This window comes from Elstera cyanobacteriorum, assembly GCF_002251735.1.
Lineage (GTDB): Bacteria > Pseudomonadota > Alphaproteobacteria > Elsterales > Elsteraceae > Elstera > Elstera cyanobacteriorum.
Genome location: NZ_NOXS01000035.1, coordinates 182,542 through 201,844 on the forward strand (window position 1 = coordinate 182,542; position 19,303 = coordinate 201,844).

At 63.1% G+C, this 19,303-nt stretch carries 22 protein-coding genes; 11 read left to right on the top strand and 11 right to left on the bottom strand.

Annotated elements, in window-relative coordinates; genetic code table 11:
- Positions 1–66 precede the first annotated feature (66 nt).
- From tolB to CHR90_RS17360, 9 genes are all read right to left on the bottom strand, one after another.
- Positions 67–1,461, bottom strand: coding sequence for a Tol-Pal system beta propeller repeat protein TolB (gene tolB / locus CHR90_RS17315; protein WP_229671518.1), 1,395 nt, complete (start codon positions 1,459–1,461; stop codon positions 67–69).
- 1,048 nt (positions 1,462–2,509) lie between these two features.
- Positions 2,510–3,619 carry an energy transducer TonB gene (locus CHR90_RS19565; RefSeq protein ID WP_212668720.1) on the bottom strand — a complete coding sequence of 370 codons (1,110 nt, stop codon included), beginning with the start codon at positions 3,617–3,619 and terminating at the stop codon, positions 2,510–2,512.
- A 20-nt stretch (positions 3,620–3,639) separates the two neighbouring features.
- The gene (tolR, locus tag CHR90_RS17330; RefSeq protein ID WP_094410381.1) at positions 3,640–4,107 is read right to left on the bottom strand and encodes a protein TolR; all 468 of its coding nucleotides are present in this window, start codon (positions 4,105–4,107) and stop codon (positions 3,640–3,642) included.
- Positions 4,107–4,823 carry a protein TolQ gene (gene tolQ / locus CHR90_RS17335; RefSeq protein ID WP_229671519.1) on the bottom strand — a complete coding sequence of 239 codons (717 nt, stop codon included), beginning with the start codon at positions 4,821–4,823 and terminating at the stop codon, positions 4,107–4,109. Before tolQ ends, tolR begins: the two co-directional genes overlap by 1 nt.
- Positions 4,824–4,832: 9 nt before the next feature.
- On the bottom strand, positions 4,833–5,318 hold the full coding sequence (gene ybgC, locus CHR90_RS17340; RefSeq protein ID WP_212668721.1) for a tol-pal system-associated acyl-CoA thioesterase: 486 nt from the start codon (positions 5,316–5,318) through the stop codon (positions 4,833–4,835).
- Positions 5,315–6,364, bottom strand: a complete 1,050-nt coding sequence (gene ruvB, locus CHR90_RS17345; protein ID WP_094410382.1) for a Holliday junction branch migration DNA helicase RuvB — start codon at positions 6,362–6,364, stop codon at positions 5,315–5,317. The genes ybgC and ruvB overlap by 4 nt, the downstream gene beginning before the upstream one ends.
- Entirely contained in the window at positions 6,361–6,990 is a 630-nt protein-coding gene (ruvA, locus tag CHR90_RS17350; RefSeq protein WP_094410383.1) for a Holliday junction branch migration protein RuvA, read from the bottom strand. Before ruvA ends, ruvB begins: the two co-directional genes overlap by 4 nt.
- Positions 6,987–7,532, bottom strand: a complete 546-nt coding sequence (ruvC, locus tag CHR90_RS17355) for a crossover junction endodeoxyribonuclease RuvC (RefSeq protein WP_094410384.1) — start codon at positions 7,530–7,532, stop codon at positions 6,987–6,989. Before ruvC ends, ruvA begins: the two co-directional genes overlap by 4 nt.
- A gap of 4 nt (positions 7,533–7,536) precedes the next feature.
- Positions 7,537–8,286 (bottom strand): YebC/PmpR family DNA-binding transcriptional regulator, encoded by a 750-nt coding sequence (locus tag CHR90_RS17360; RefSeq protein WP_094410385.1) that lies wholly within the window; start codon positions 8,284–8,286, stop codon positions 7,537–7,539.
- A 187-nt stretch (positions 8,287–8,473) separates the two neighbouring features.
- On the opposite strand from CHR90_RS17360, the gene CHR90_RS17365 reads away from it, so the two are divergent.
- Together CHR90_RS17365 and CHR90_RS17370 are read left to right on the top strand one after the other, a co-directional pair.
- Positions 8,474–8,725: a type II toxin-antitoxin system HicA family toxin gene (locus tag CHR90_RS17365; protein WP_094410386.1), complete on the top strand. Its 252-nt coding sequence runs from the start codon at positions 8,474–8,476 to the stop codon at positions 8,723–8,725.
- Positions 8,722–9,051: a type II toxin-antitoxin system HicB family antitoxin gene (locus tag CHR90_RS17370; protein WP_094410387.1), complete on the top strand. Its 330-nt coding sequence runs from the start codon at positions 8,722–8,724 to the stop codon at positions 9,049–9,051. The genes CHR90_RS17365 and CHR90_RS17370 overlap by 4 nt, the downstream gene beginning before the upstream one ends.
- Here CHR90_RS17370 and pgi read toward each other — a convergent pair.
- Positions 9,048–10,673 carry a glucose-6-phosphate isomerase gene (gene pgi / locus CHR90_RS17375; protein ID WP_094410388.1) on the bottom strand — a complete coding sequence of 542 codons (1,626 nt, stop codon included), beginning with the start codon at positions 10,671–10,673 and terminating at the stop codon, positions 9,048–9,050. The genes CHR90_RS17370 and pgi overlap by 4 nt on opposite strands.
- Positions 10,674–10,891: 218 nt before the next feature.
- Here pgi and CHR90_RS17380 point away from each other — a divergent pair, with 218 nt between their 5' ends.
- From CHR90_RS17380 to CHR90_RS17390, 3 genes are all read left to right on the top strand, one after another.
- Positions 10,892–12,103, top strand: a complete 1,212-nt coding sequence (locus CHR90_RS17380) for an amino acid aminotransferase (RefSeq protein ID WP_094410389.1) — start codon at positions 10,892–10,894, stop codon at positions 12,101–12,103.
- A 72-nt stretch (positions 12,104–12,175) separates the two neighbouring features.
- A complete protein-coding gene (locus CHR90_RS17385; RefSeq protein ID WP_094410390.1) occupies positions 12,176–12,421 on the top strand; it encodes a type II toxin-antitoxin system VapB family antitoxin in 246 nt (81 codons plus the stop codon).
- Positions 12,421–12,834 (top strand): type II toxin-antitoxin system VapC family toxin, encoded by a 414-nt coding sequence (locus CHR90_RS17390; protein ID WP_094410391.1) that lies wholly within the window; start codon positions 12,421–12,423, stop codon positions 12,832–12,834. Before CHR90_RS17385 ends, CHR90_RS17390 begins: the two co-directional genes overlap by 1 nt.
- Here the strand turns inward: CHR90_RS17390 and CHR90_RS17395 are convergent.
- Positions 12,831–14,111, bottom strand: coding sequence for an NAD(P)/FAD-dependent oxidoreductase (locus CHR90_RS17395; RefSeq protein WP_094410392.1), 1,281 nt, complete (start codon positions 14,109–14,111; stop codon positions 12,831–12,833). The two genes, CHR90_RS17390 and CHR90_RS17395, sit on opposite strands and share 4 nt — an antisense overlap.
- A 190-nt stretch (positions 14,112–14,301) precedes the next feature.
- Between CHR90_RS17395 and modA the strand changes: the two genes are divergently transcribed.
- The 6 genes from modA (at position 14,302) to CHR90_RS17425 (ending at position 19,247) form a co-directional block, all read left to right on the top strand.
- Complete coding sequence (gene modA / locus CHR90_RS17400; RefSeq protein WP_094410393.1) at positions 14,302–15,084, top strand: molybdate ABC transporter substrate-binding protein; 783 nt, start codon at positions 14,302–14,304, stop codon at positions 15,082–15,084.
- An 8-nt stretch (positions 15,085–15,092) separates the two neighbouring features.
- Complete coding sequence (gene modB, locus CHR90_RS17405) at positions 15,093–15,791, top strand: molybdate ABC transporter permease subunit (RefSeq protein WP_094410394.1); 699 nt, start codon at positions 15,093–15,095, stop codon at positions 15,789–15,791.
- 2 nt (positions 15,792–15,793) lie between these two features.
- Positions 15,794–16,432, top strand: coding sequence for a molybdenum ABC transporter ATP-binding protein (gene modC / locus CHR90_RS17410; RefSeq protein ID WP_094410395.1), 639 nt, complete (start codon positions 15,794–15,796; stop codon positions 16,430–16,432).
- Positions 16,433–16,537: 105 nt separating this feature from the next.
- Positions 16,538–17,272 carry an IclR family transcriptional regulator gene (locus CHR90_RS17415; RefSeq protein WP_094410396.1) on the top strand — a complete coding sequence of 245 codons (735 nt, stop codon included), beginning with the start codon at positions 16,538–16,540 and terminating at the stop codon, positions 17,270–17,272.
- Positions 17,269–18,444: a CaiB/BaiF CoA transferase family protein gene (locus CHR90_RS17420; protein ID WP_094410397.1), complete on the top strand. Its 1,176-nt coding sequence runs from the start codon at positions 17,269–17,271 to the stop codon at positions 18,442–18,444. Before CHR90_RS17415 ends, CHR90_RS17420 begins: the two co-directional genes overlap by 4 nt.
- Positions 18,441–19,247, top strand: coding sequence for a citryl-CoA lyase (locus CHR90_RS17425; protein ID WP_094410398.1), 807 nt, complete (start codon positions 18,441–18,443; stop codon positions 19,245–19,247). Before CHR90_RS17420 ends, CHR90_RS17425 begins: the two co-directional genes overlap by 4 nt.
- Positions 19,248–19,303: the final 56 nt, after the last annotated feature.

Below are 19,303 nucleotides of genomic sequence, written 5' to 3' on the forward strand. Positions count from 1 at the left end.
CCGGGACGCACGAAAATGGTGCCCTGCACAACAAGGAGAAACGAGGCGGAATATAGGCAGCTAACCCTAGGGAATCAAGGGGCTCCACGCCGGGTCAGATGCATCGGTCGGCGTCGTAAGTTCGCGCAAATTGCGGCCCGTGATATCGACGGACACCAAACGCGACGATCCGCCCCGCCCCTGCGCATCGGTCGGTGACTGGCGGAAGAACATCAACACACGCCCATTGGGAGCCCAGGTAGGCCCTTCATCCAAATAGGATTGTGCCAGAATCCGCTCGCCCGTTCCATCAGGACGCATCACCCCAATTTGGAAGTTTCCGCTCTCCTGTTTGGTGAAGGCGATATAGTCGCCCCTGGGAGACCATACAGGTGTGCTATAACGGCCACGGCCCGGTGATATTTTCTGCACACCCGATCCGTCGGCGTTCATCGTGTAGAGCGCGGTCACCCCACCCCGGTCGGAGTTGAAGACGATCTTGGTGCCATCGGGCGAGGCAGAAGGCGAAGTATCGATGCCCGGATGGTCGGTCAGGCGGGTGGCGCGCCGGGTCCGCAGGTCCATCGAGTACACGTCGGAGTTGCCGTTTTCGGCAAAGCTCATCAGCACCTTCTGCCCATCGGGCGTAAAGCGCGGCGCGAAGGTCATGCCCTGGAAATTCCCCAGAATTTCCTGCTGACCCGAATCGATATTGTAGAGATAGACGCGCGGCACATCGTTGACATAGGCCATATAGGTCAGTTCGTTAGCCGTTGGCGAGAAACGCGGCGTAATCGCGCGCACCCGCTGTGGGTCGGTCAGCGTGCGATAGTTGAACCCATCCTGGTCCATAATCGCGAGCTGCTTGCGGCGATTATCTGCAGGCCCACTTTCTGCGACAAAAACAATGCGAGTATCGAAATAGCCATCTTCGGCCGTAATGCGCTTATAGATGGCATCAGAGATTTTATGGGAAAGGCGGCGCACGCTTAAGGTATCGCTGCCTGCCGATAGCACCATGCCTTCCATCTGCGCTTCGCCAAACACGTCCCACAGGCGGAACTCGGCCCGGACCTGACCGCCTTGAACGGTCACCGCGCCCGAAACCAGGGCCTGGGCATTGATCAACCGCCAATCGGCGAAGCGCGGCGCGGTGCCCACCTGATCGGGCGTCTGCACGAAAGCCTTGGGATCGAGCGGCTTGAACAGGCCAGAGCGTTCGAGATCATCCGACACGATGCGGGAGATATCAGCCCCCAAGCGCGCATCGCCCGCGAGGTTCATGATCGCAATCGGCATCGGCTGCGGGTTGGCATCGGTCAGCACAATGCGCGGCTCATTCTTCGCCGCCTGGGCCAGCGCACTATTGAGAGAGGCGGGCGCTACCACGAACAAGGCCGCCGCCAGCGCCATTACCGAAGACCGCAGCAAAATCTGACGCAGCGCCGGGCGCCGCTGGGAAGCAGAGGCTTTCTGTCTCATAGGCCCATATCCTTTGGAAAAACGAAGTATCGGCTTAGTCATCCTGTCTGTCCGCACGTTCCTACCGAAGACCGCCGCCACGGCAAAACCGCACAAACGATTTCATCGAGGGCGATTGGTAACACAGCACTTCTGCCGGGGATAGACCGCACCACCTGGGAGATGCGGTAAATTGATCACGGCTTTCTGGTCGGATTATGGCTAAAAACCCCACCCGTTGGGTCCGGCCATGAGATCGAAGACAAACTGATAGCCATCTGGCTGATAATCTTGCCGGGCGGGTGCCCGGCAAGCCGGGTCTCGAATAGCGCCGAGTGCTTTGTCCAAAAATTGCCTGTGCATTGATCCCGGCTTCATCCAAGCAACATCCTTAGGCTCCGCCTCACTAATTTCCCCGTTCTCTCGGACTCGAATGCGGAAGACAACACGAAGTTCGGCCTCTCGATCCTCGGGAATAACCTTAGCGATGCACTGACGGATTGCCCGCCAAGCGGATTCTCGGTCTTCTGACCCCCACAATACGCCGACGCGAGGTTCATATCGCATGGGCCTCTTTGGCTCGCGAGTACATCCCGCCACAAGAGTACAGGCAGCGAGTAAGACGAGGGTGAAGCTTAACGCATATCCGCGCGTCACTTGCCCACCGCCGGGTCAAACTGGACGACGAATGACGGAGACTTCAGCCCATCAACGGGAAGTTTGTTGCAAGCCGGGTTCATGAATGCCCGCAAAGCCGCCGTGGCAGCCGCGCGCATTTCGGGAGATTTGGTCGCTTGAGATGGGTCTACCAACTCAGCGCCCTTAACCCGGCCATCAGCGGCAACGAAGACTCTCACCTCGATGGGATCGGTCGCCGCCCTCGGATCAACGTTCCAACAGGGCTTAAGCGCCTGTGCAATTCCGTCAAATCGTCCCGTCTTGTACTGAGAAGGTGGGGTTGCCGATGCTTCAGGTGCCCTTGCAACAGGGGGTGTGGGGCTAGAGCAGGCGGACAGCCCAAGTGCCAGAACGACCAACGGCCAGCCACCCGCGCGCCACCCGTCCATCATTAAGTGTAATCCTTGGGGTCAAAAACGACGATCATGCTGTCGTAAGACGACGGAGGAATAGGCAGCTTGCTACAGGCAGGGTTACGCACCGCCCGCAGCGCTGTGAGTGCAGCGCGCTCGTGCTGCGGCGAGAGCCGCGCGAATGACGGATCCTTGAGTTCGGCCCCTCGGATCGAACTGTCCGGATTTAAAAAGACCCTGATTTCAACCGCCATATTCTTCGCATTCGCCATCCCGGAGTCGAAGTTCCAGCACGGTTTGATCGCCTGCCGAATGCCATCCTCCTCCGACCGCGATAGCGGACGGTTGGGGTCGGAAGGACCAACCGAGCGTGGCGCCGGGTTGCCCGCCGAGGCGGTTTGCGTCGGGCGCTGGGGGGCCGCCGGGGCCGTGGGCTTTTGCGGCGTGGTCTGGGCGAACTGCTTTGCGAGATCATCCCAGGCATCCGACTTTTTCTCGGGCGGCTTGGTATCCGTCTTCGGCGCCGTTTTCGGGTTCTCCTTCGGAGCCCCCAAAAGCTTTGCCATGTCCTCGGCGAAGGTGTCCTTCTTCGGCGGTTCCGGCTTTTTGGCCTCTTCCTTCTTCGGTTCCGGCTTTGGCTCCGGTTTGGGTTCGGGCTTAGGCTCGGGTTTCGGCTCCGGCTTTTTCGGCTCGGGCTTGGGTTCCGGCTTGGGTTCTGGTTTCGGCTCGGGCTTAGGCTCCGGTTTGGGTTCCGGCTTTGGCTCAGGCGGCTTCGGCGGCGGTGGGGGTTTCACCGGCTCGGGCTTAGGTTCGGGCGGTTTCGGCGGCAGCGGCACCGGCTCCGGCGGCTTGGGCGCGGGAGGAGGCGGCGGCGGCGGGGGGGGCGGAACGACGGGTTCCGGCTTTGGCGGTTGCGGCGCAGGCTCCGGCGCCGGATCGGGCGCAGGGTTTGGCTGCGGCTCTTTCACCGGCGCGGGCGTCGGGTTATTCGGCGCGGCATTCGGGGTGGTGGAGATGGTCAGCACCTCCACCTCGATGATCGGCTTCACCTCCAGCGGCGGCGGCGCCACTTGGGGCAGGCCGAAGACCACGAGGATCAGGATCAGCCCGTGCAAAACCGCCGCTAGAATATACGACTGCCGCAGCATGATCGGCTCGCTATCCCCCTTTAGCCGCCGCGCTTCGGCGCGGGCTTGCCGCCCGTCGGCACTTCGGCAATCAAGGACACTTTCGAAAAGCCCGCCGAGGCCACCAGCCCCATCACTTCCATCACCCGGCCATAGGGAATGCCCTTATCGCCGCGTACATAGATGGGGGTATCGGGCTTATTTGCCGTAATCGCTTGCAGGCGCGGCGCCAGCTCCGCTTCCTGCACTTCCATTTCCTGAATGAAGATTTGCCCCTGCGCGGTCACGCTGATCGTTAGCGGTTCCACCCGTTCATTCAGGCTGGCGGCATTGGTTTTCGGCAGATCGACCGGCACGCCCACGGTCAGCAGCGGCGCGGCCACCATGAAAACGATGAGCAGCACCAACATCACATCGACCAGCGGCGTGACGTTGATATCCGCCATCGGCACATGGGAGCGGCGCCCGCCGCGCTTGCGCCCGCCGCCGGTATTGAGCGAAGCGCCCATTACTCGCCCGCCTCGCGCGCATCCATCTGACGCGACAGGATGGCGCCAAACTCGGCAGAGAAATTATCCAGCCGGTTGGCATAGCGCGCCAAATCGCCGGAAATCTTATTATAGGCCAGCACGGCGGGAATAGCGGCGACCAGACCGATGGCGGTCGCGAACAGCGCTTCGGCAATCCCCGGCGCGACAACGGCCAGATTGGTATTCTTGGAGGACGCGATGGCGGAGAAGGAGTTCATAATCCCCCACACCGTCCCAAACAGCCCGACGAACGGCCCGACCGAACCGACCGAGGCGAGGAAGGGGGTGAATTTCTCCAGCCGCTCCATCTCGCGCCCAATGGTCACGCTCATCACCCGTTCGATACGCTGCTGTAAGCTGCCGGTGGCAAGCCCCAGCCCGCGCTGGGCCGAGCGGCGCCACTCGCGCATCGCGGCGGCAAACACGGCGGACATCGGGTCGATGGGCCGGTTGCCGATACGGTCGAAGAGTTCATCCAGGCTACCGCCCGACCAAAAGGCTTCTTCGAACTGATCGGCCTGCACCGTCAGGCGGCGCAGACGAACGAGCTTGTCCACGATGATCGCCCAGCTCCAGATGCTGGCGAAGATCAGCGAGAGCATGACCAGCTTAACAACCCAATCGGCCTGTAGAAACAGGCCGATCATCGACAAGTCATGCGCCGGTTCCAGCGCGGCAATCCCATCGCCTTGCATCGTTTTTCCTCACTTCCCCTCAGGTCGGGTCGCGTCATAGGGTGCGCAGGCATCCCGTACCCTGTCCGGCACCCGTTGCGGGCTGAACTGCGGGTCCACGCAGACTAAACGCACCAAAATTGTGACCAAATGACGGCTATCTGTGTGCTCCCAGCGCCACACTTGCTGTTCAATTTCCAAACTGGCGCCGCCGAAGCGGGTAACGCGGCTGCGCACCTCCAGCGCATCATCCAATCGGGCCGGGGCGCGATAGTCGATTTCCGCCGAGCGCACAACGAACAGCGTACCATCCTCGTCATACAGTTTTTGTGGCACAATTCCCACAGCGCGCAGCATCTCGGTACGGGCGCGTTCGGCGAAATTGAGATAATTGGCGTGATAGACGACGCCGCCCGCGTCGGTATCGGCATAGATCACGCGCAGTGGCAGCCGGTGCCAGCCGTCGCGGACCTCCCCCATCGTCGGCGGCAGCGGGGCGAAAACGGGGGCGGTCATTCGGGGTCGTCTCCCAGCATATCCAATTGTTTTTGCAAGTCGCGCGGCGGGGTGCGGCCCAGCAGCTTCCAGCCGTTCGGCGCCAGCATGCGCCCGCGCGGGGTGCGCTGAATAAGGCCGAGCTGCATCAAATACGGCTCGATCACTTCTTCAATGGTATCGCGCGATTCGGACAGGGCCGCCGCCAGGGTTTCCGCCCCGACCGGCCCGCCTTCATATGTATCGGCGATGCAGGCCAGATAGCGCCGGTCCATCGCATCGAGGCCCATCGGATCGACGTCCAGCCGCGATAGGGCCGCATCCGCCGCCTGCCGGGTGATCGAATCGACGCCCGCGACTGCGGCGAAATCCCGCACCCGGCGCAAGAGCCGCCCGGCGATGCGCGGGGTGCCGCGCGAGCGTTTGGCGATCTCAAACGCCCCTTCTTCGGTCAGCGGCATACCGAGCAGCCGCCCGCCGCGCGCAACGATGGCGGTCAATTCCTCCGGCGAATAAAATTGCAGCCGCAAGGGAATACCGAAGCGCTCGCGCAACGGCGTCGTCAGCAGGCCGGAGCGCGTCGTTGCCCCCACGAGGGTGAAGCGCGGCAGGTCGATGCGGATGGAGCGCGCCGCCGGGCCTTCGCCGATGATCAGATCGAGCTGGAAATCCTCCATCGCCGGATACAGGATTTCTTCCACGGCTGGGGACAGCCGGTGGATTTCGTCGATAAACAACACGTCATTGGCTTGCAGATTGGTCAGCAGCGCCGCCAAATCCCCCGCCTTGGCGATAACCGGGCCGGAGGTGGCGCGAAAGCCGACGTTGAGTTCCTTCGCCACAATCTGCGCCAGGGTCGTCTTGCCAAGACCTGGGGGGCCGAACAGCAGCACGTGATCGAGCGCCTCCCCGCGCCCGCGCGCCGCTTCGACGAAGACCTGCAAATTCTCGCACACCGCCCGCTGGCCAACGAAATCCTGCAAGCGCGCCGGGCGTAACGCCGCCTCCCCGCCTTCGGCAACCGAAGGGTCCAGCAGCGGGCGGCGCGGCTCCTGCATCTCGCTCATGCCGGGCTAAGATCCTTGAGACCGGCGCGGATCAGATCGGCCAAGGTCGGTTCCCATCCTTCTGCCCGTGCCGCTTTTGCGAGTTTGACGACCGAGGCAAAGGCTTCGGAGCGGCCATAGCCGAGATTGACCAGCGCCGAAACTGCTTCGGCCTCCACCGCCCCGCCGACTTCGACGGGGGTTGCCGAGGTTGGGGCCTGGGTCCGCGCCATCGCGCCCAAGGCGAGGCCTGCCACCTTGTCCTTGAGTTCCGTCAGCAGTCGCGCCGCCAGCTTCGGCCCCACGCCATCAGCGCGCGCCAGGGCGGCCTTATCGCCGGAGGCAATCGCCTGCACCAGATGATCGGGGGGCAGAACCGTCAGCAGCGCCAACGCCACCCGCCCGCCGACACCCTGCACGGTTTGCAGCAGCCGGAACCAGTCGCGCTCCGACGTATCGCGGAAGCCATACAGCAGGAAAGCATCCTCCCGCACCACGGTTTCGATGTGCAGCATGGTCGGCTGGTTCATCTGCAAGGCGCCGAGCGTGCGGCCCGAGGCGGAAACCAGATAGCCGACGCCCTGCACGTCAATGACGGCATAACCCGCGCCAATATCGCGCACGATGCCATTGAGCCAGGCGATCATCGGCTTCTCACCAGCAGAGCAAGATCGATACCGCCCACCTTGCTTTTTGTTTGCGCGCCTTCGACACGACGCGCCGTTTGCGCATGATGGGCGTGGCAAATGGCGACGGCCAGAGCATCCGCCGCATCCGCGCCGGGCAGGGCCAGACCGGGCAGCAGTTTGCCGATGACGAACATCACCTGCTCCTTATCCGCCGCGCCCGCGCCGACCACCGATTTCTTCACCGATTTCGCCGCATATTCGGCGACGCTCAGCCCCGCCCGCGCCGGAACTAGCAGCGAGACCGCCCGCGCCTGACCGAGCTTGAGGGTGGAGGCGGCATTAGTATTCACAAAGGTCTCTTCCACCGCCGCGCACTCGGGCTGGTAGGTGGCCAGCACCTTTTCCAGCCCGTCATAGAGTTGCGCCAGCCGCTCCGACAGGGGGGCTTTCGCGTCCGAGGTGATGGTCCCGCAGGCGATGCCGCGCAGGCGAGTGCCCTCGGCCTCGATCACGCCCCAGCCGGTGCGCTGCAATCCGGGATCGAGGCCCAGAACCCGCATCGGATTAGCCCGCCAGCTTGGCGAGCTGATCCTCGGTCACATCGTAATTGGCATAGACCGTTTGCACGTCGTCGTTATCGTCCAACGTGTCGATCAGCTTGAACAGCTTTTCAGCGACTTCATCCGTCACCGGGGTCAGCGTCTGCGGCGACCAGATCAGCTTGGCCGATTCCGGCGCGCCGAAGGCGGCTTCCAGCCCTTCGCGCACCGCCGCCAAATCGTCCGGCGCGCAGGTGATGGCATGGGCTTCGTCGGTGCTTTCGACATTATCGGCCCCGGCGTTCAGCGCCGCTTCGAACACGGCATCGGCCGAACCGACCGAGGCCGGGTAGCGGATTTCGCCCACGCGGTCGAACATGAAGCTGACCGACCCGGTTTCCCCCAGCGCCCCGCCCGCCTTGGTGAAGGCCGAGCGCACTTCGGACGCGGTACGGTTACGGTTGTCGGTCATCGCTTCGACGATGACGGCGATGCCACCCGGACCATAGCCTTCGTAGCGCACTTCATCGAAATTGGTATCGTCGCCGCCGCCCTGGCCGCGCTTGATCGCCCGGTCGATGGTATCTTTCGGCATATTGGCGATTTTCGCTGCCGAGATCGCCGCGCGCAGGCGCGGGTTCATCGACGGGTCCGCCGCGCCGGTCTTGGCCGAAACGGTGAGTTCCCGGATCAGCTTGGTGAAAATCTTCCCGCGCTTGGCGTCCTGCGCGCCCTTGCGGTGCATGATGTTCTTAAATTGGGAATGGCCAGCCATAGGTCCGCTACTCTGATTTAAACCGAATGGTAATACAGTGAGATTGGCGCGACCCTAGAACATTCCGGCGCCAAAGGGAATCGTGGAAAAACGATGGATTCGGGAAAAAGGCGGAAAAGCCATTGCCCGTCAGTGACAAATCCATAATGATATTAAAACATGATATCGAAAAGAGTGCCGAGTGCTTATGGGCAAGCAAGATCAGACGCTCAGTGCAATCTTCGAAACGCCAACTCGGTCAGATATCCGTTGGAGCGACATTGTTTCCCTGCTGCGCGCAGTAGGGGCCGATATCAGCGAGGGCCGAGGGTCACGTGTGCGGGTGGTTCTGAATGGCCAAAAAGCCGTTTTTCACCGCCCCCATCCCGGAGATCAAACAGGCAAACCAACCGTGCGAGATGTCAAAGATTTCCTGATCGAGGCTGGAATAGAACCATGAACTCACTCGAACATAACGGATATATTGCTACTGTCGAGCTTGATGCAGACAGTGAGTATCTGCACGGGCGGGTTATCAATACCCGCGACGTCCTGACGTTCGAAGGGCGAACTGTTGCCGAGTTAAAGGCGGCTTTTGCCGATACGATCGCCGATTACCTAGAATGGTGCCAGGAACGCGGTGAAGAACCGGAAAAACCCTATTCCGGTCGACTGCTACTCAGGCTCCGCCCGGAGGTTCACAGTCATCTCGCAGCGGCGGCGGCCCGGGCGGGAAAGAGCCTCAACAGTTTCGTTGCCGAGGCTTTAGAGAAAGTGGCGTTCTAGAGCTTCCTCAGTGCCCCCAGCAGCCCGCGCGTCAGCGGATCGGCCACGGCGTCCGGTTCGGCCTTCACGGCGGGCAGCAGGGCGGTCGCCAGTTCCTTCCCCAGTTCGACGCCCCATTGGTCGAAAGCATTGATGCCCCAGATCGCCGCCTCGACGAAGACGCGGTGTTCGTAGAGCGCAATCAGCCGCCCGAGGGTGAAGGGATCGAGCTTGCGGTAAGCAATCGTCACGGACGGGCGATTGCCGGGGAAGCTCTTATAGGGCGCAAGCCGCGCCACCTCCTCCGGCGGCAGCCCGGCCTTTTGTAACTGGGCCGTCGCCTCGGCCACGGTCCGGCCCTTGGCCAGCGCCTCGCTTTGCGCAAGGCAATTGGCGACCAGCAAAGCGTGATGTTCCGCAAGCTCCGGCTCGTGCCCTTCGGCGGCAATCAGGAATTCCGCCGGGATCACGTCCCGCCCCTGGTGCAGCAGTTGATAGAAGGCGTGCTGGCCGTTGGTCCCCGGCTCCCCCCACACCAATGGGCCGGTTTTCAGATCGGCGGGCAGCGGGCCGCCATCGGCGGCGACATGCTTGCCGTTCGATTCCATATCGAGTTGCTGGACATAGGCGGGCAAGCGCGCCAAGCGCTGATCGTAGGGCAGCAGCGCCCGCGCTGGGAAGCCGCAGAAATTGCGGTGCCAAACGCCAATCAGGCCGAACAGCACCGGAAGATTCTTTTCAAGCGGCGCGGTGCGGAAATGCGTATCCATCGCCCGCGCGCCCGCCAGAAATTCCTGAAACCGCTTGGCGCCGATAGCGATCATCACCGGCAGGCCGACCGCCGACCAGACCGAATAGCGCCCGCCGACCCAATCCCAGAAACCGAACGTCCGCTCTGCCGCAATCCCGAAGGCTGCGACCTTGTCGAGCGCCGTGGAAACCGCCGCGAAATGCGCCCCGACCGCCGCTTCCCCCAAGGCCGCCACCAGCCAGCGCCGGGCCGATTGGGCGTTGGTCATGGTTTCGATAGTGGTGAAGGTCTTCGACGCGACGATGAACAGGGTTCGCTTAGGGTCGAGGGTCTTCAACACATCGGTCAGATGGGCGCCATCGACGTTCGAGACGAAATGGGCGCGCGGTCCATCGTGATAGGGCGCAAGGGCCAGCGTCACCATAACCGGGCCAAGGTCCGACCCGCCGATCCCGATGTTCACAATATCGGTGAAACGCCCGCCGTCTGCCGCCGCAATGCTGCCACTGCGCACCCCTTCGGCGAAAGTTTCGAGCCGAGCCTGGGTGGCACGGACCAGCGGCATCACATCGATGCCCTTGACGGTAATCACCGCCTCCGGCCCCGCCCGCAACGCCGTATGCAGCACCGCGCGGTTTTCGCTGCGGTTGATCGCCGCCCCGGCGAACATGGCATCGCGCTGTCCCGGCACGCCCCGCGCTTCGGCGAGGCCGAGCAGCCCCGCCAGCACGTCCGCGGTCACGGCGGTTTTGGAGTAATCGAGCAACAAATCGTCTGTCCGGGCAGAAAACCGCTCGAACCGCTGCGGATCATCGGCGAAAATCTGCCGTAACGACGCATTTTTGCGTTCCGCCCCCAGGGCCTCCAACGCTGACCAGCGACCTTCGCCCATCGTCCCCTCCCCCGATTACCGTTTTGAATGTAGTTAAACTACAATACCAAGCCTGACGCATAAGGCAAACCCCGCGCGATCCTGCACGGCAGCGTCCCGCTGATAGCATGGATTCGCGCCGAAAACCGCACTGGCGCACCTTGCCGCCTATCAGGCGGGGCCTTATGGTCGGGCCGCCGTAATTTTTGCCGTAAACACTTCACTTCAGGAAGCGAGCTATGACCGAGGCGGCCTCTTCTCTTTTCGGTAACGTCGAAGCCTTTGCGGGCGATCCGATTCTGTCGCTCAATATTGCCTTCCAAGGCGATCCCCGGACCGAGAAGGTCAATCTGACCATCGGCATCTATATGGATGGCAATGGCAAAGTGCCGGTGCTGCCCTCCGTGAAGGCCGCCGCCGAAAAGCTGGGGTTCGGCGTTCGCTCGTATATTCCGATGGAAGGGCTGGCCGATTATCGCCGCCTTGTACAGGAACTGGTGTTTGGCAAAGGGTCGAAGCTGCTCGCGGAAAAGCGCGTGGCGACCATGCAGTCGCTAGGCGGCACCGGGGCGCTCAGCATCGCCGCCGATTTCCTGGCAAAGCATACGCCAGGCCGCCCGGTCTATGTGTCGGACCCGACGTGGGATAATCACCACGGCCTGTTCCAGCGCGCCGGGTTTGAAACCAAGACCTATCCCTATTGGGACGGCGCCACCCGCACCCTGCGCTTCGATGATATGATGAAGACGCTGGAAGAAGCCCCGGCGGGCAGCATCGTCATCGTCCAGCCGGTCTGCCATAATCCGACTGGGGTTGACCTTAGCCCGGCCCAGCAGGATGCCTTGAGCGACCTTCTGATCGCCAAGCAACATATTCCCGTCTTCGATATGGCCTATCAGGGCTTTGCCGATGGCATCGACGAAGACGCCAGTTTCGTGCGTCGCTATGCGGAACGCGCCTCCTCCTTCCTCGTCGCCAATAGCTTCTCGAAGAACTTCTCGCTCTACGGCGAGCGCGTCGGCGGTCTGTCGGTCGTCTGCGCCACGGCGGACGAAGCCGACCGGGTGCTGGGCCAGTTGAAGCTTGCCGTGCGCCGCTCCTACTCCAACCCGCCGACCACCGGCGCCCAGATCGTCGCCACCGTTCTCGGCGACCCCGCCCTGCGCGCCCTATGGGAAGCGGAAGTCGCCGAAATGCGTGTGCGCATGAAGGCGATGCGCGAGGCGCTGGCGGCCGAAGTGAAGAAACTGTCGAATGAAATCGACGTGGGCTTCATCACCCAGCAGCGCGGCATGTTCAGCTATACCGGCCTCAGCAAGGCGCAGGTCGTGCAGATGCGCGATACGGATGGCGTTTATCTGGTCGAATCGGGCCGCATGTGCGTCGCCGGGCTGACCGAAAACAATGTGGCGGCTGTCGCCAAGAGCTTGGTGGCGGCGCGCGGGGCGTAAAACCGCTTCGGGCTTTCCGGGGATTGGGATATTCTTTTTGAGCAACAAGAATATCCCGCTTCGGAAAGCCCTATGCCCCTTTACGTGCGCGATGACGATGTGTTGGCCCTGGCCGTAGAGTTACAACGGCTGACCAATGCGCCCAGCAAAACCGAGGCCGTTCGGCAGGCACTGCGCCATGAAATCGAACGCACGCGGCAAGCGCTACCCCTGCGCAATCGACTGGCGCGTTCCCAGGCATTAGCCGAGGCTATCGGCCCAGGCGACCCCGACTTTGATATGAAATCCTATACCGATGCATTGTGGAATCGGGGGTAATGTTCATTGATGCCTCGGCCATTGTTGCGATCCTGAAGCCCGAACCCGATGCGGAAAGCCTAATAGACGCACTGGAAGCCCACGGCGGCTCCTTCTATGTTTCGCCGTTGGTTAGATTCGAAGCCAGCATTTCCCTCGCCCGCGCCAAAAGCGTTGCGCGGCCAACCGCGACGATACTCGCTCAGGCGCGCGAAGCGGTCACCTGCTTCATCAACGATATCGGCGCCGTAGAAATTCCGATTTCACCAATGATTGGCGCCGCCGCTCTGGACGCCGCAACGGCCTACGGCAAAACGGTCGGGCACCCCGCCGACCTAAACTTCGGCGATTGTTTTGCTTATGCTTGCGTTAAGACCGGGGGCCTTCGGCTGCTCTACAAAGGGCAAGATTTCACCCAGACCGATCTCGCCTAAACCCGCGCCTCCACCAGATGCACCGCCGACGCCCCCGCTTCGTAACCGAACTCCTTGAACGGGCGCCAGTCGGGGCTTGCAAGCTGTGAGACCGGTAGCGGCAGCAGATCATTGCTGCGCCGAGTGACATGCTGGGCCAGCACGCGCCCGAAGACCGTGCCGGGGGCGATGCCGCGCCCGTTGTAGCCGGTAAAAGCGACCATCTGCGGGCCAAGCTCGAAGAAGCGCGGCGTTGCGTCGTCGGTCATGCCGATCCAGCCGTACCATTCGTGGGAAAACCGCTGACCGCGCAGGGCGGGATAGAGTTTTTCCATCGCCCGCCGCGCCCAATCCGGGTGAATCTGTTGCCCCCCCGCGCGCAGGGCGCCGACGCTACCGAAGATGAAGCGTCCCGCCGCATCGAGCCGGAAGGACGATAGCACTTCCTTGGTATCCCAGGCGCCTTGCCGTCCGGGGATGATGTCGCGCAGCAGCGTTTCCGGTAGCGGGTCGGTCGCGCATTGGAAGTAAGGCAGTCGCACGAGCGCCTGCCGGATCATCTGGAAGGGGCCGGAGGAAAACGCATTGGTGGCGACGATCACCCAATCCGCCGTGACAGTGCCAGTCGGCGTCATCAACCGCCAAACTGATCCATCGCGCTCACAGCCCTGCACGGGGGAGGCTGAATGGATGACCGCCCCCGCCGCCAGCGCCGCCCGCCCCAGCCCGCGCGCATAGGCCAGCGGCTGGATCGTCCCCGCGCGCTTATCCAACAAAGCACCGGTATAGGCGTTGGTCCCCAGTGCCCGCGCCGCGCCGGCTGCGTCGAGCAATTCAACCGGCGCCCCGCGCGCCTGCCATTCGGCGCAGCGGCGTTCAAGCTCGCGCAGCCCCGCTTCGCCGACCGCGCAATGCAGCGTGCCGACGTGCATCGCCTCGCAGTCCATGCCATGTTTGGAGACAAGGTCATAGACTTCTTGGGGTGCATCGCCGAGCAGCGCCAGCAGCCGTTCGCCATACTCGGCGCCCAGCACCTTCGGAATCTCGCTCGGCATCACCCACAGCCCGGCGTTCACAAGGCCGACGTTGCGCCCGGAGCCGCCGAACCCAATCTCCTCGGCGTCCAACACCACGACTTTGCTGCCCGCTTCCGCCAAATGCAGCGCCGCCGACAGGCCGGTGAACCCGGCACCGACCACGGCAACATCGGCCCGCCCGGCGCCGGACAGCGGCAGGGTCGCGGGGGGCGGCGGGGCGGATTGGCCCCAAAGGCCGTGAGATTGGGCGGCGACCGGCATTGCGACGCTCCTTATCTATATTTCGTGCAAATTGTACGAAGTGTTTCCACATCGTCTCTGCAAGAGTGGCGCCAGTTTTCGAAAAAGCTCAAGCCCCCTCTGCCAGGATCGTCCGGGGTGCCGGATTGCTTTTCGCGCCGCGCGGGGTGTAGCCTTGCCGCCATCCCCTTCTGATTGCGAGGAATGCGCGATGGTGATGAAACGCAGCCTGCTGGCCCTGTCGCTTTTTGTCACAGTTCCAGCAGCCGCCTTGGCCCAAGACGCGCGCCCGGTGACCGTTTTCGCGGCGGCCAGCCTGAAAAATGCGCTGGATGAGATCATGAGCGCGTGGAACGCCAAAGGCGGCGCGAAGGCCACCGCGTCCTACGCCGCCTCCTCCGCCCTCGCCAAGCAGATCGAGAACGGCGCGCCCGCCGATATTTTCTTCTCTGCCGACCTTGAGTGGATGGATTACGCCCAACAGCGCACCCTGATCAAAGCCGATAGCCGGGTGACTTTGCTCGGCAACCGTTTGGTGCTGGTCGCGGAAAAGGGCCGTCAGGCGCCCGTCACCATCGATCCAGCACTGGACCTCAAGGGTCTGTTGAGAGGCAACCGGCTGGCGATGGGCGAAATCAACAGCGTACCGGCGGGCAAATATGGCAAAGCCGCGCTCACCAGCCTCGGCCTTTGGGCCAGCGTCGAGAATAGCGTCGCCGGGGCCGAGAGCGTTCGTGCGGCGCTAACCCTGGTGGCGCGCGGCGAAACCCCGCTGGGGATCGTCTATCAGACCGATGCCGCCGCCGAACCCAAGGTAGAAATCGTTGGTACTTTCCCGGAAAATAGCCATCCGCGCATTCTTTACCCGGTCGCGCTGACCACCCAGAGCCAAGCCTCCGCCGAAGCTTTCTTCGCCTATCTGAAGTCGAAGGACGCGCAACCAGCCTATACCAAACAGGGGTTTTCCATCCTGGCTAGCGGCCAAGGTTCGTAACCCGCTCAATGAGTGATTTCCTCACGCTCTCGCCGGAGGAATGGGTCGCCGTCACCCTCAGCCTGCGCATTGCGGCGGTGGCGACCCTCGTTAGCCTGCCCTTCGGTGTGCTGGCGGCCCTGGCCTTGGCGCGCGGCAACTTCTGGGGCAAGGCGCTGCTGGATGGGCTGATCCATCTGCCGTTGATCCTGCCCCCCGTTGTTACGGGCTATCTGCTGCTGCTGCTGTTCGGGCGGCGCGGGGTGATCGGCGAACCGCTGGATCAGGTCTTGGGCGTAACGATCGCCTTCAAATGGACCGGCGCCGCCCTGGCCTGCGCCGTCATGGGCTTTCCGCTGATGGTGCGGGCGATGCGCCTCTCCATCGAAGCGGTGGATCGGCGGCTGGAAGATGCTGCCGCGACCTTGGGCGCCGGGCCGATCTCCGTGTTTTTCACCGTCACCCTGCCGCTCTGCCTACCAGGGTTCTTGGCAGGCATGGTGCTGTGCTTTGCCAAGGCGATGGGGGAGTTTGGCGCGACCATCACCTTTGTGTCCAATATCCCCGGCCAAACGCAAACTCTCGCCTCCGCCATTTATAGTTTCCTGCAAGTCCCCGGCGGCGATGCCCCGGCGTTGCGGCTGGTGATCCTATCCGTGCTGCTGTCGATGGGGGCGTTGATCGCGTCCGAAGCCCTAACCCAGCGCGCCCGGCGGCGGCAAGGCTAGCGATGCTCAGCCTCGATATCCGCCACCGTCAGGGCAGCTTCGATCTCAGTTTTGCGGCCGAGATTGGCCCCGGCTTAACCGCCCTCGGCGGCCCGTCAGGGGCGGGCAAAACAACAGTTTTGAAGATCGTCGCTGGGCTGATCCGCCCGCAGATCGGGCGCGTTGCCTTCGGCGAGACGGTTTTCGCCGATGCCGCGCGCGGCCTATGGCTACCGCCGCATCAGCGCCGCTGCGGGGTGGTGTTTCAGGAAGCGCGGCTGTTTCCGCACCTGACCGTTCGGCAGAACCTCGTGTATGGCCAATGGTTCAACCGGCGCTTCGGCCCGGGCGTCGCCTTGCCGGATATCGTCGATCTGCTCGGTATCGCCCCCCTGCTTGACCGCCCCCCGGCGAATCTGTCGGGCGGCGAGGCGCAACGGGTGGCGCTGGGGCGGGCGCTGCTGTCGAACCCGCGCCTGCTGCTGATGGATGAGCCGCTGTCCGCCCTCGATACGGCCCGCAAAGACGAAATCCTGCCGTATCTGGAGCGGGTACGCGATAGCGCCGGGGTTCCCATCCTCTACGTCAGCCACGCCCAAAGCGAGATCGACCGGCTGGCAAACCGCGTGCTGAGGCTTGAAGCAGGGCGGCTCCTCCCCTGATCTCTGCTGGGACACCGCCCCCGGCTTGACCGGCGAAGCTTTTTATGGCCTCATTTCATCAAATAAAATATCGTTTCATTCAATGAAACAATTTGGGAGGATTCTGTGCCCAGTCGGGACACCCCGCCGACCGAGTCGCGGTCGGTGATCGACCGCGCTACCGATATGCTACTGGCTTTCGACGGTGTGACCGCGCCGCTATCGCTGGCGGAGCTGGCGCGCCGCGTCGATTTGCCGAAAGCCACCGTACTGCGCCTCGCGCGCGCCCTCGCGGCGCGCGGGCTAATGCAGACGCAGGAGAAAGGTTGGAGCCTGGGGCCAGAAATTGGTCGTCTTGGCGCGCTCTATCGTCGGCAGGCAGGGCTTGGCGGGCAGATCGTTCCGGTCTTACGCACCTTGGTCGATAAGACCGGGGAAAGTGCATCCTTCTATATCCCCACACCCCAGGGGCGCCTCTGCCTTCATCGGGTGGATAGCCCGCAAGCGATCCGCGAACATGTGTTGGAGGGGGATATTCTGCCCCTCGGGCGCGGCGCGGCCGGGCGTGTGCTGACCGCTTTCACCCCGCCGCTACCGGACGATCCAATTTCCGCCACGGCCCGGCGGCATCTGGTGCTGACCTTAGCGGGCGACCGTGACCCCATGATCGCCGGGGTCGCGGCGCCGGTCTTCGGAGCCGATGGATTGATCGGAGCCATTACCGTGGCGGGGCCGCGCCCCCGTTTCGATACTGCGGCCCTGGATCACGCCGCCCCCTTCGTTCGCGCCGCCGCGCGAGAGTTGACACGGGCGCTCTGCGGCCCGGTTGCGCCCTTTGATACGATAGGAGAAACCCTGTGACCGATCTTCTCGCCGGGGTGCGCGTCCTCGATCTGACCAACGTATTGGCAGGCCCTTATTGCGCTTATCAATTGGCGTTGCTGGGGGCCGATGTGATCAAGGTGGAGGTGCCCGGTGGCGGTGATCTTGCCCGTCAACTGGGGGCTGATGCCGTCTTGAACGACGACCTTATGGGGGCGTCCTTCCTGGCCCAGAATGGCGGAAAACGCTCCATCGCGCTCAATCTCAAAGATCCAGAGGATAAGGCGATCTTCCGCGCGCTGCTGGCGACGGCGGACGTGCTGGTGGAAAACTTCCGCCCCGGCGTTATGGATCGGCTCGGTCTGGGGCATGCGGCCCTGGCGACAGAGCATCCAGGACTGATCTATTGCGCCATCTCTGGCTTTGGCGCGACGGGGCCGATGAAAGATGCCCCGGCCTATGATCAAATCATCCAAGGTTATTCCGGCTTGATGAGCGTCACCGGCACAGCCGAAACCGCGCCGCTGCGCGTCGGTGTGCCGATCTGCGATACGCTGGGCGGCCTGTCGGCGGCGTTTGCCGTCGCGGCAGCGCTGGTGCGGCGGCAACAGGATGGGCGCGGCTGCTACCTGGATGTTTCACTGCTGGAATCAACCCTATCGGCGATGGGTTGGGCCGTCTCCAACCACCTGATAGCCGGCAGGGCACCGCAGCCGATGGGCAACGATAATGTGACCGCCAGCCCATCGGGCACCTTCCGTACCGGCGACGGGTTGCTGAATATCGCCGCCAATAAGGCGGAACAGTTTGTGGCGCTGGCGGTGCTGGTCGGCCGGCCCAATTGGTTGACCGATCCGCGTTTCGCCAAACGGGCCGACCGTCTCGCCCATCGCGCCGCACTGACTGCGGAGCTGGAGGATGCCCTCGCAACCCGCGCCGCCGCCGACTGGGAGACCGCGTTGATTGCCGTCGGGGTCCCCGCCGGGCAGGTCTTGAGCGTGCCGGAAACCCTGACCCATCCCCAAACACGCAGCCGGGAAATGGTGACGGAATTTCCGCCTGATACCACTGGGCTTGATCGCAGTATCTATAACTTGCGCGGCGGTTTCCGGGTCGATGGCAAGGCGCCTGCCCCCGCCGGTCCCCCGCCGCGCCTCGATGCCGACCGCGCCGCATTGCTTGCCGAACTCGCCGCAAGGAAACCAGCATGACGCCCGATCAAGCCAAAGCCGAAGCCTGGTGGCGTACAGAAATTATCGATATGGCGCCAGGATCGATCCGTTTCCGGGGCCATGCAATTCAAGATTTGATCGGCACCATCGGTTTCGTCGACATGATCTGGCTGATGCTGCGTGGCACCCTGCCGACGCCCGCGCAAGCCGATCTTTTGGGTGCCGCGCTGGTCGCCGGGGTCGATCACGGCCCGCAAGCCCCCTCCATTGCCATCGCCCGCATGGCAATGACCTGCGGCGTGGGCATCAATAGCGCCATGGCCAGCGCTGTGAATGTGTTGGGCGATATTCACGGCGGCGCGGGCGAACAGGCCTTGGCTTTTTACCTCGACATTCTCGCGGACGCCGCGCCCTCGATTGACGTTGCAGCCCGCACCGCTGTGACCCAAGCCCTTGCTGCGGGTGGCACAATCGGCGGCTTCGGTCATCGCTTTCACCCCATTGATCCGCGTGCCCCCCGGCTATTGGCACTCGTCGATGCCGCCGTGGTCGCGGGAACCGTCGAAGGGCGGCTGGCCTGCGCCGCACGGGCGGTCGAAACAGCCCTCACGGAAGCCAAGGGTCGCCGGATTCCCATGAACATCGATGGGGCGACCGCAGTGATCTTCGGCGAATTGGGTTTTCCACCCCCCCTATGCCGTGGATTATTCATTCTATCCCGCTCGGTGGGCGTGTTGGCGCATGCCTACGAACAATCGCAACAAGGCGGGCGCAACAAAGGGCCGCTGCCAAAAGGCTGGCGCTGGCAGTACGACGGGGTCTCTGCCGTCGAATCGGAATAAAAATACTGGCTTTGCGCTAGAAGCTTCCTAAACTGACTGACAACGATAACAGGAGG

What these genes read in the sequence shown, in the direction of transcription:
- tolB (WP_229671518.1), bottom strand. Translation starts at nt 1,461, where the DNA reads ATGAGACAGAAAGCCTCTGCTTCCCAGCGGCGCCCGGCGCTGCGTCAG.
- CHR90_RS19565 (WP_212668720.1), bottom strand. Translation starts at nt 3,619, where the DNA reads ATGCTGCGGCAGTCGTATATTCTAGCGGCGGTTTTGCACGGGCTGATC.
- tolR (WP_094410381.1), bottom strand. Translation starts at nt 4,107, where the DNA reads ATGGGCGCTTCGCTCAATACCGGCGGCGGGCGCAAGCGCGGCGGGCGC.
- tolQ (WP_229671519.1), bottom strand. Translation starts at nt 4,823, where the DNA reads ATGCAAGGCGATGGGATTGCCGCGCTGGAACCGGCGCATGACTTGTCG.
- ybgC (WP_212668721.1), bottom strand. Translation starts at nt 5,318, where the DNA reads ATGACCGCCCCCGTTTTCGCCCCGCTGCCGCCGACGATGGGGGAGGTC.
- ruvB (WP_094410382.1), bottom strand. Translation starts at nt 6,364, where the DNA reads ATGAGCGAGATGCAGGAGCCGCGCCGCCCGCTGCTGGACCCTTCGGTT.
- ruvA (WP_094410383.1), bottom strand. Translation starts at nt 6,990, where the DNA reads ATGATCGCCTGGCTCAATGGCATCGTGCGCGATATTGGCGCGGGTTAT.
- ruvC (WP_094410384.1), bottom strand. Translation starts at nt 7,532, where the DNA reads ATGCGGGTTCTGGGCCTCGATCCCGGATTGCAGCGCACCGGCTGGGGC.
- CHR90_RS17360 (WP_094410385.1), bottom strand. Translation starts at nt 8,286, where the DNA reads ATGGCTGGCCATTCCCAATTTAAGAACATCATGCACCGCAAGGGCGCG.
- CHR90_RS17365 (WP_094410386.1), top strand. Translation starts at nt 8,474, where the DNA reads ATGGGCAAGCAAGATCAGACGCTCAGTGCAATCTTCGAAACGCCAACT.
- CHR90_RS17370 (WP_094410387.1), top strand. Translation starts at nt 8,722, where the DNA reads ATGAACTCACTCGAACATAACGGATATATTGCTACTGTCGAGCTTGAT.
- pgi (WP_094410388.1), bottom strand. Translation starts at nt 10,673, where the DNA reads ATGGGCGAAGGTCGCTGGTCAGCGTTGGAGGCCCTGGGGGCGGAACGC.
- CHR90_RS17380 (WP_094410389.1), top strand. Translation starts at nt 10,892, where the DNA reads ATGACCGAGGCGGCCTCTTCTCTTTTCGGTAACGTCGAAGCCTTTGCG.
- CHR90_RS17385 (WP_094410390.1), top strand. Translation starts at nt 12,176, where the DNA reads ATGCCCCTTTACGTGCGCGATGACGATGTGTTGGCCCTGGCCGTAGAG.
- CHR90_RS17390 (WP_094410391.1), top strand. Translation starts at nt 12,421, where the DNA reads ATGTTCATTGATGCCTCGGCCATTGTTGCGATCCTGAAGCCCGAACCC.
- CHR90_RS17395 (WP_094410392.1), bottom strand. Translation starts at nt 14,111, where the DNA reads ATGCCGGTCGCCGCCCAATCTCACGGCCTTTGGGGCCAATCCGCCCCG.
- modA (WP_094410393.1), top strand. Translation starts at nt 14,302, where the DNA reads ATGGTGATGAAACGCAGCCTGCTGGCCCTGTCGCTTTTTGTCACAGTT.
- modB (WP_094410394.1), top strand. Translation starts at nt 15,093, where the DNA reads ATGAGTGATTTCCTCACGCTCTCGCCGGAGGAATGGGTCGCCGTCACC.
- modC (WP_094410395.1), top strand. Translation starts at nt 15,794, where the DNA reads ATGCTCAGCCTCGATATCCGCCACCGTCAGGGCAGCTTCGATCTCAGT.
- CHR90_RS17425 (WP_094410398.1), top strand. Translation starts at nt 18,441, where the DNA reads ATGACGCCCGATCAAGCCAAAGCCGAAGCCTGGTGGCGTACAGAAATT.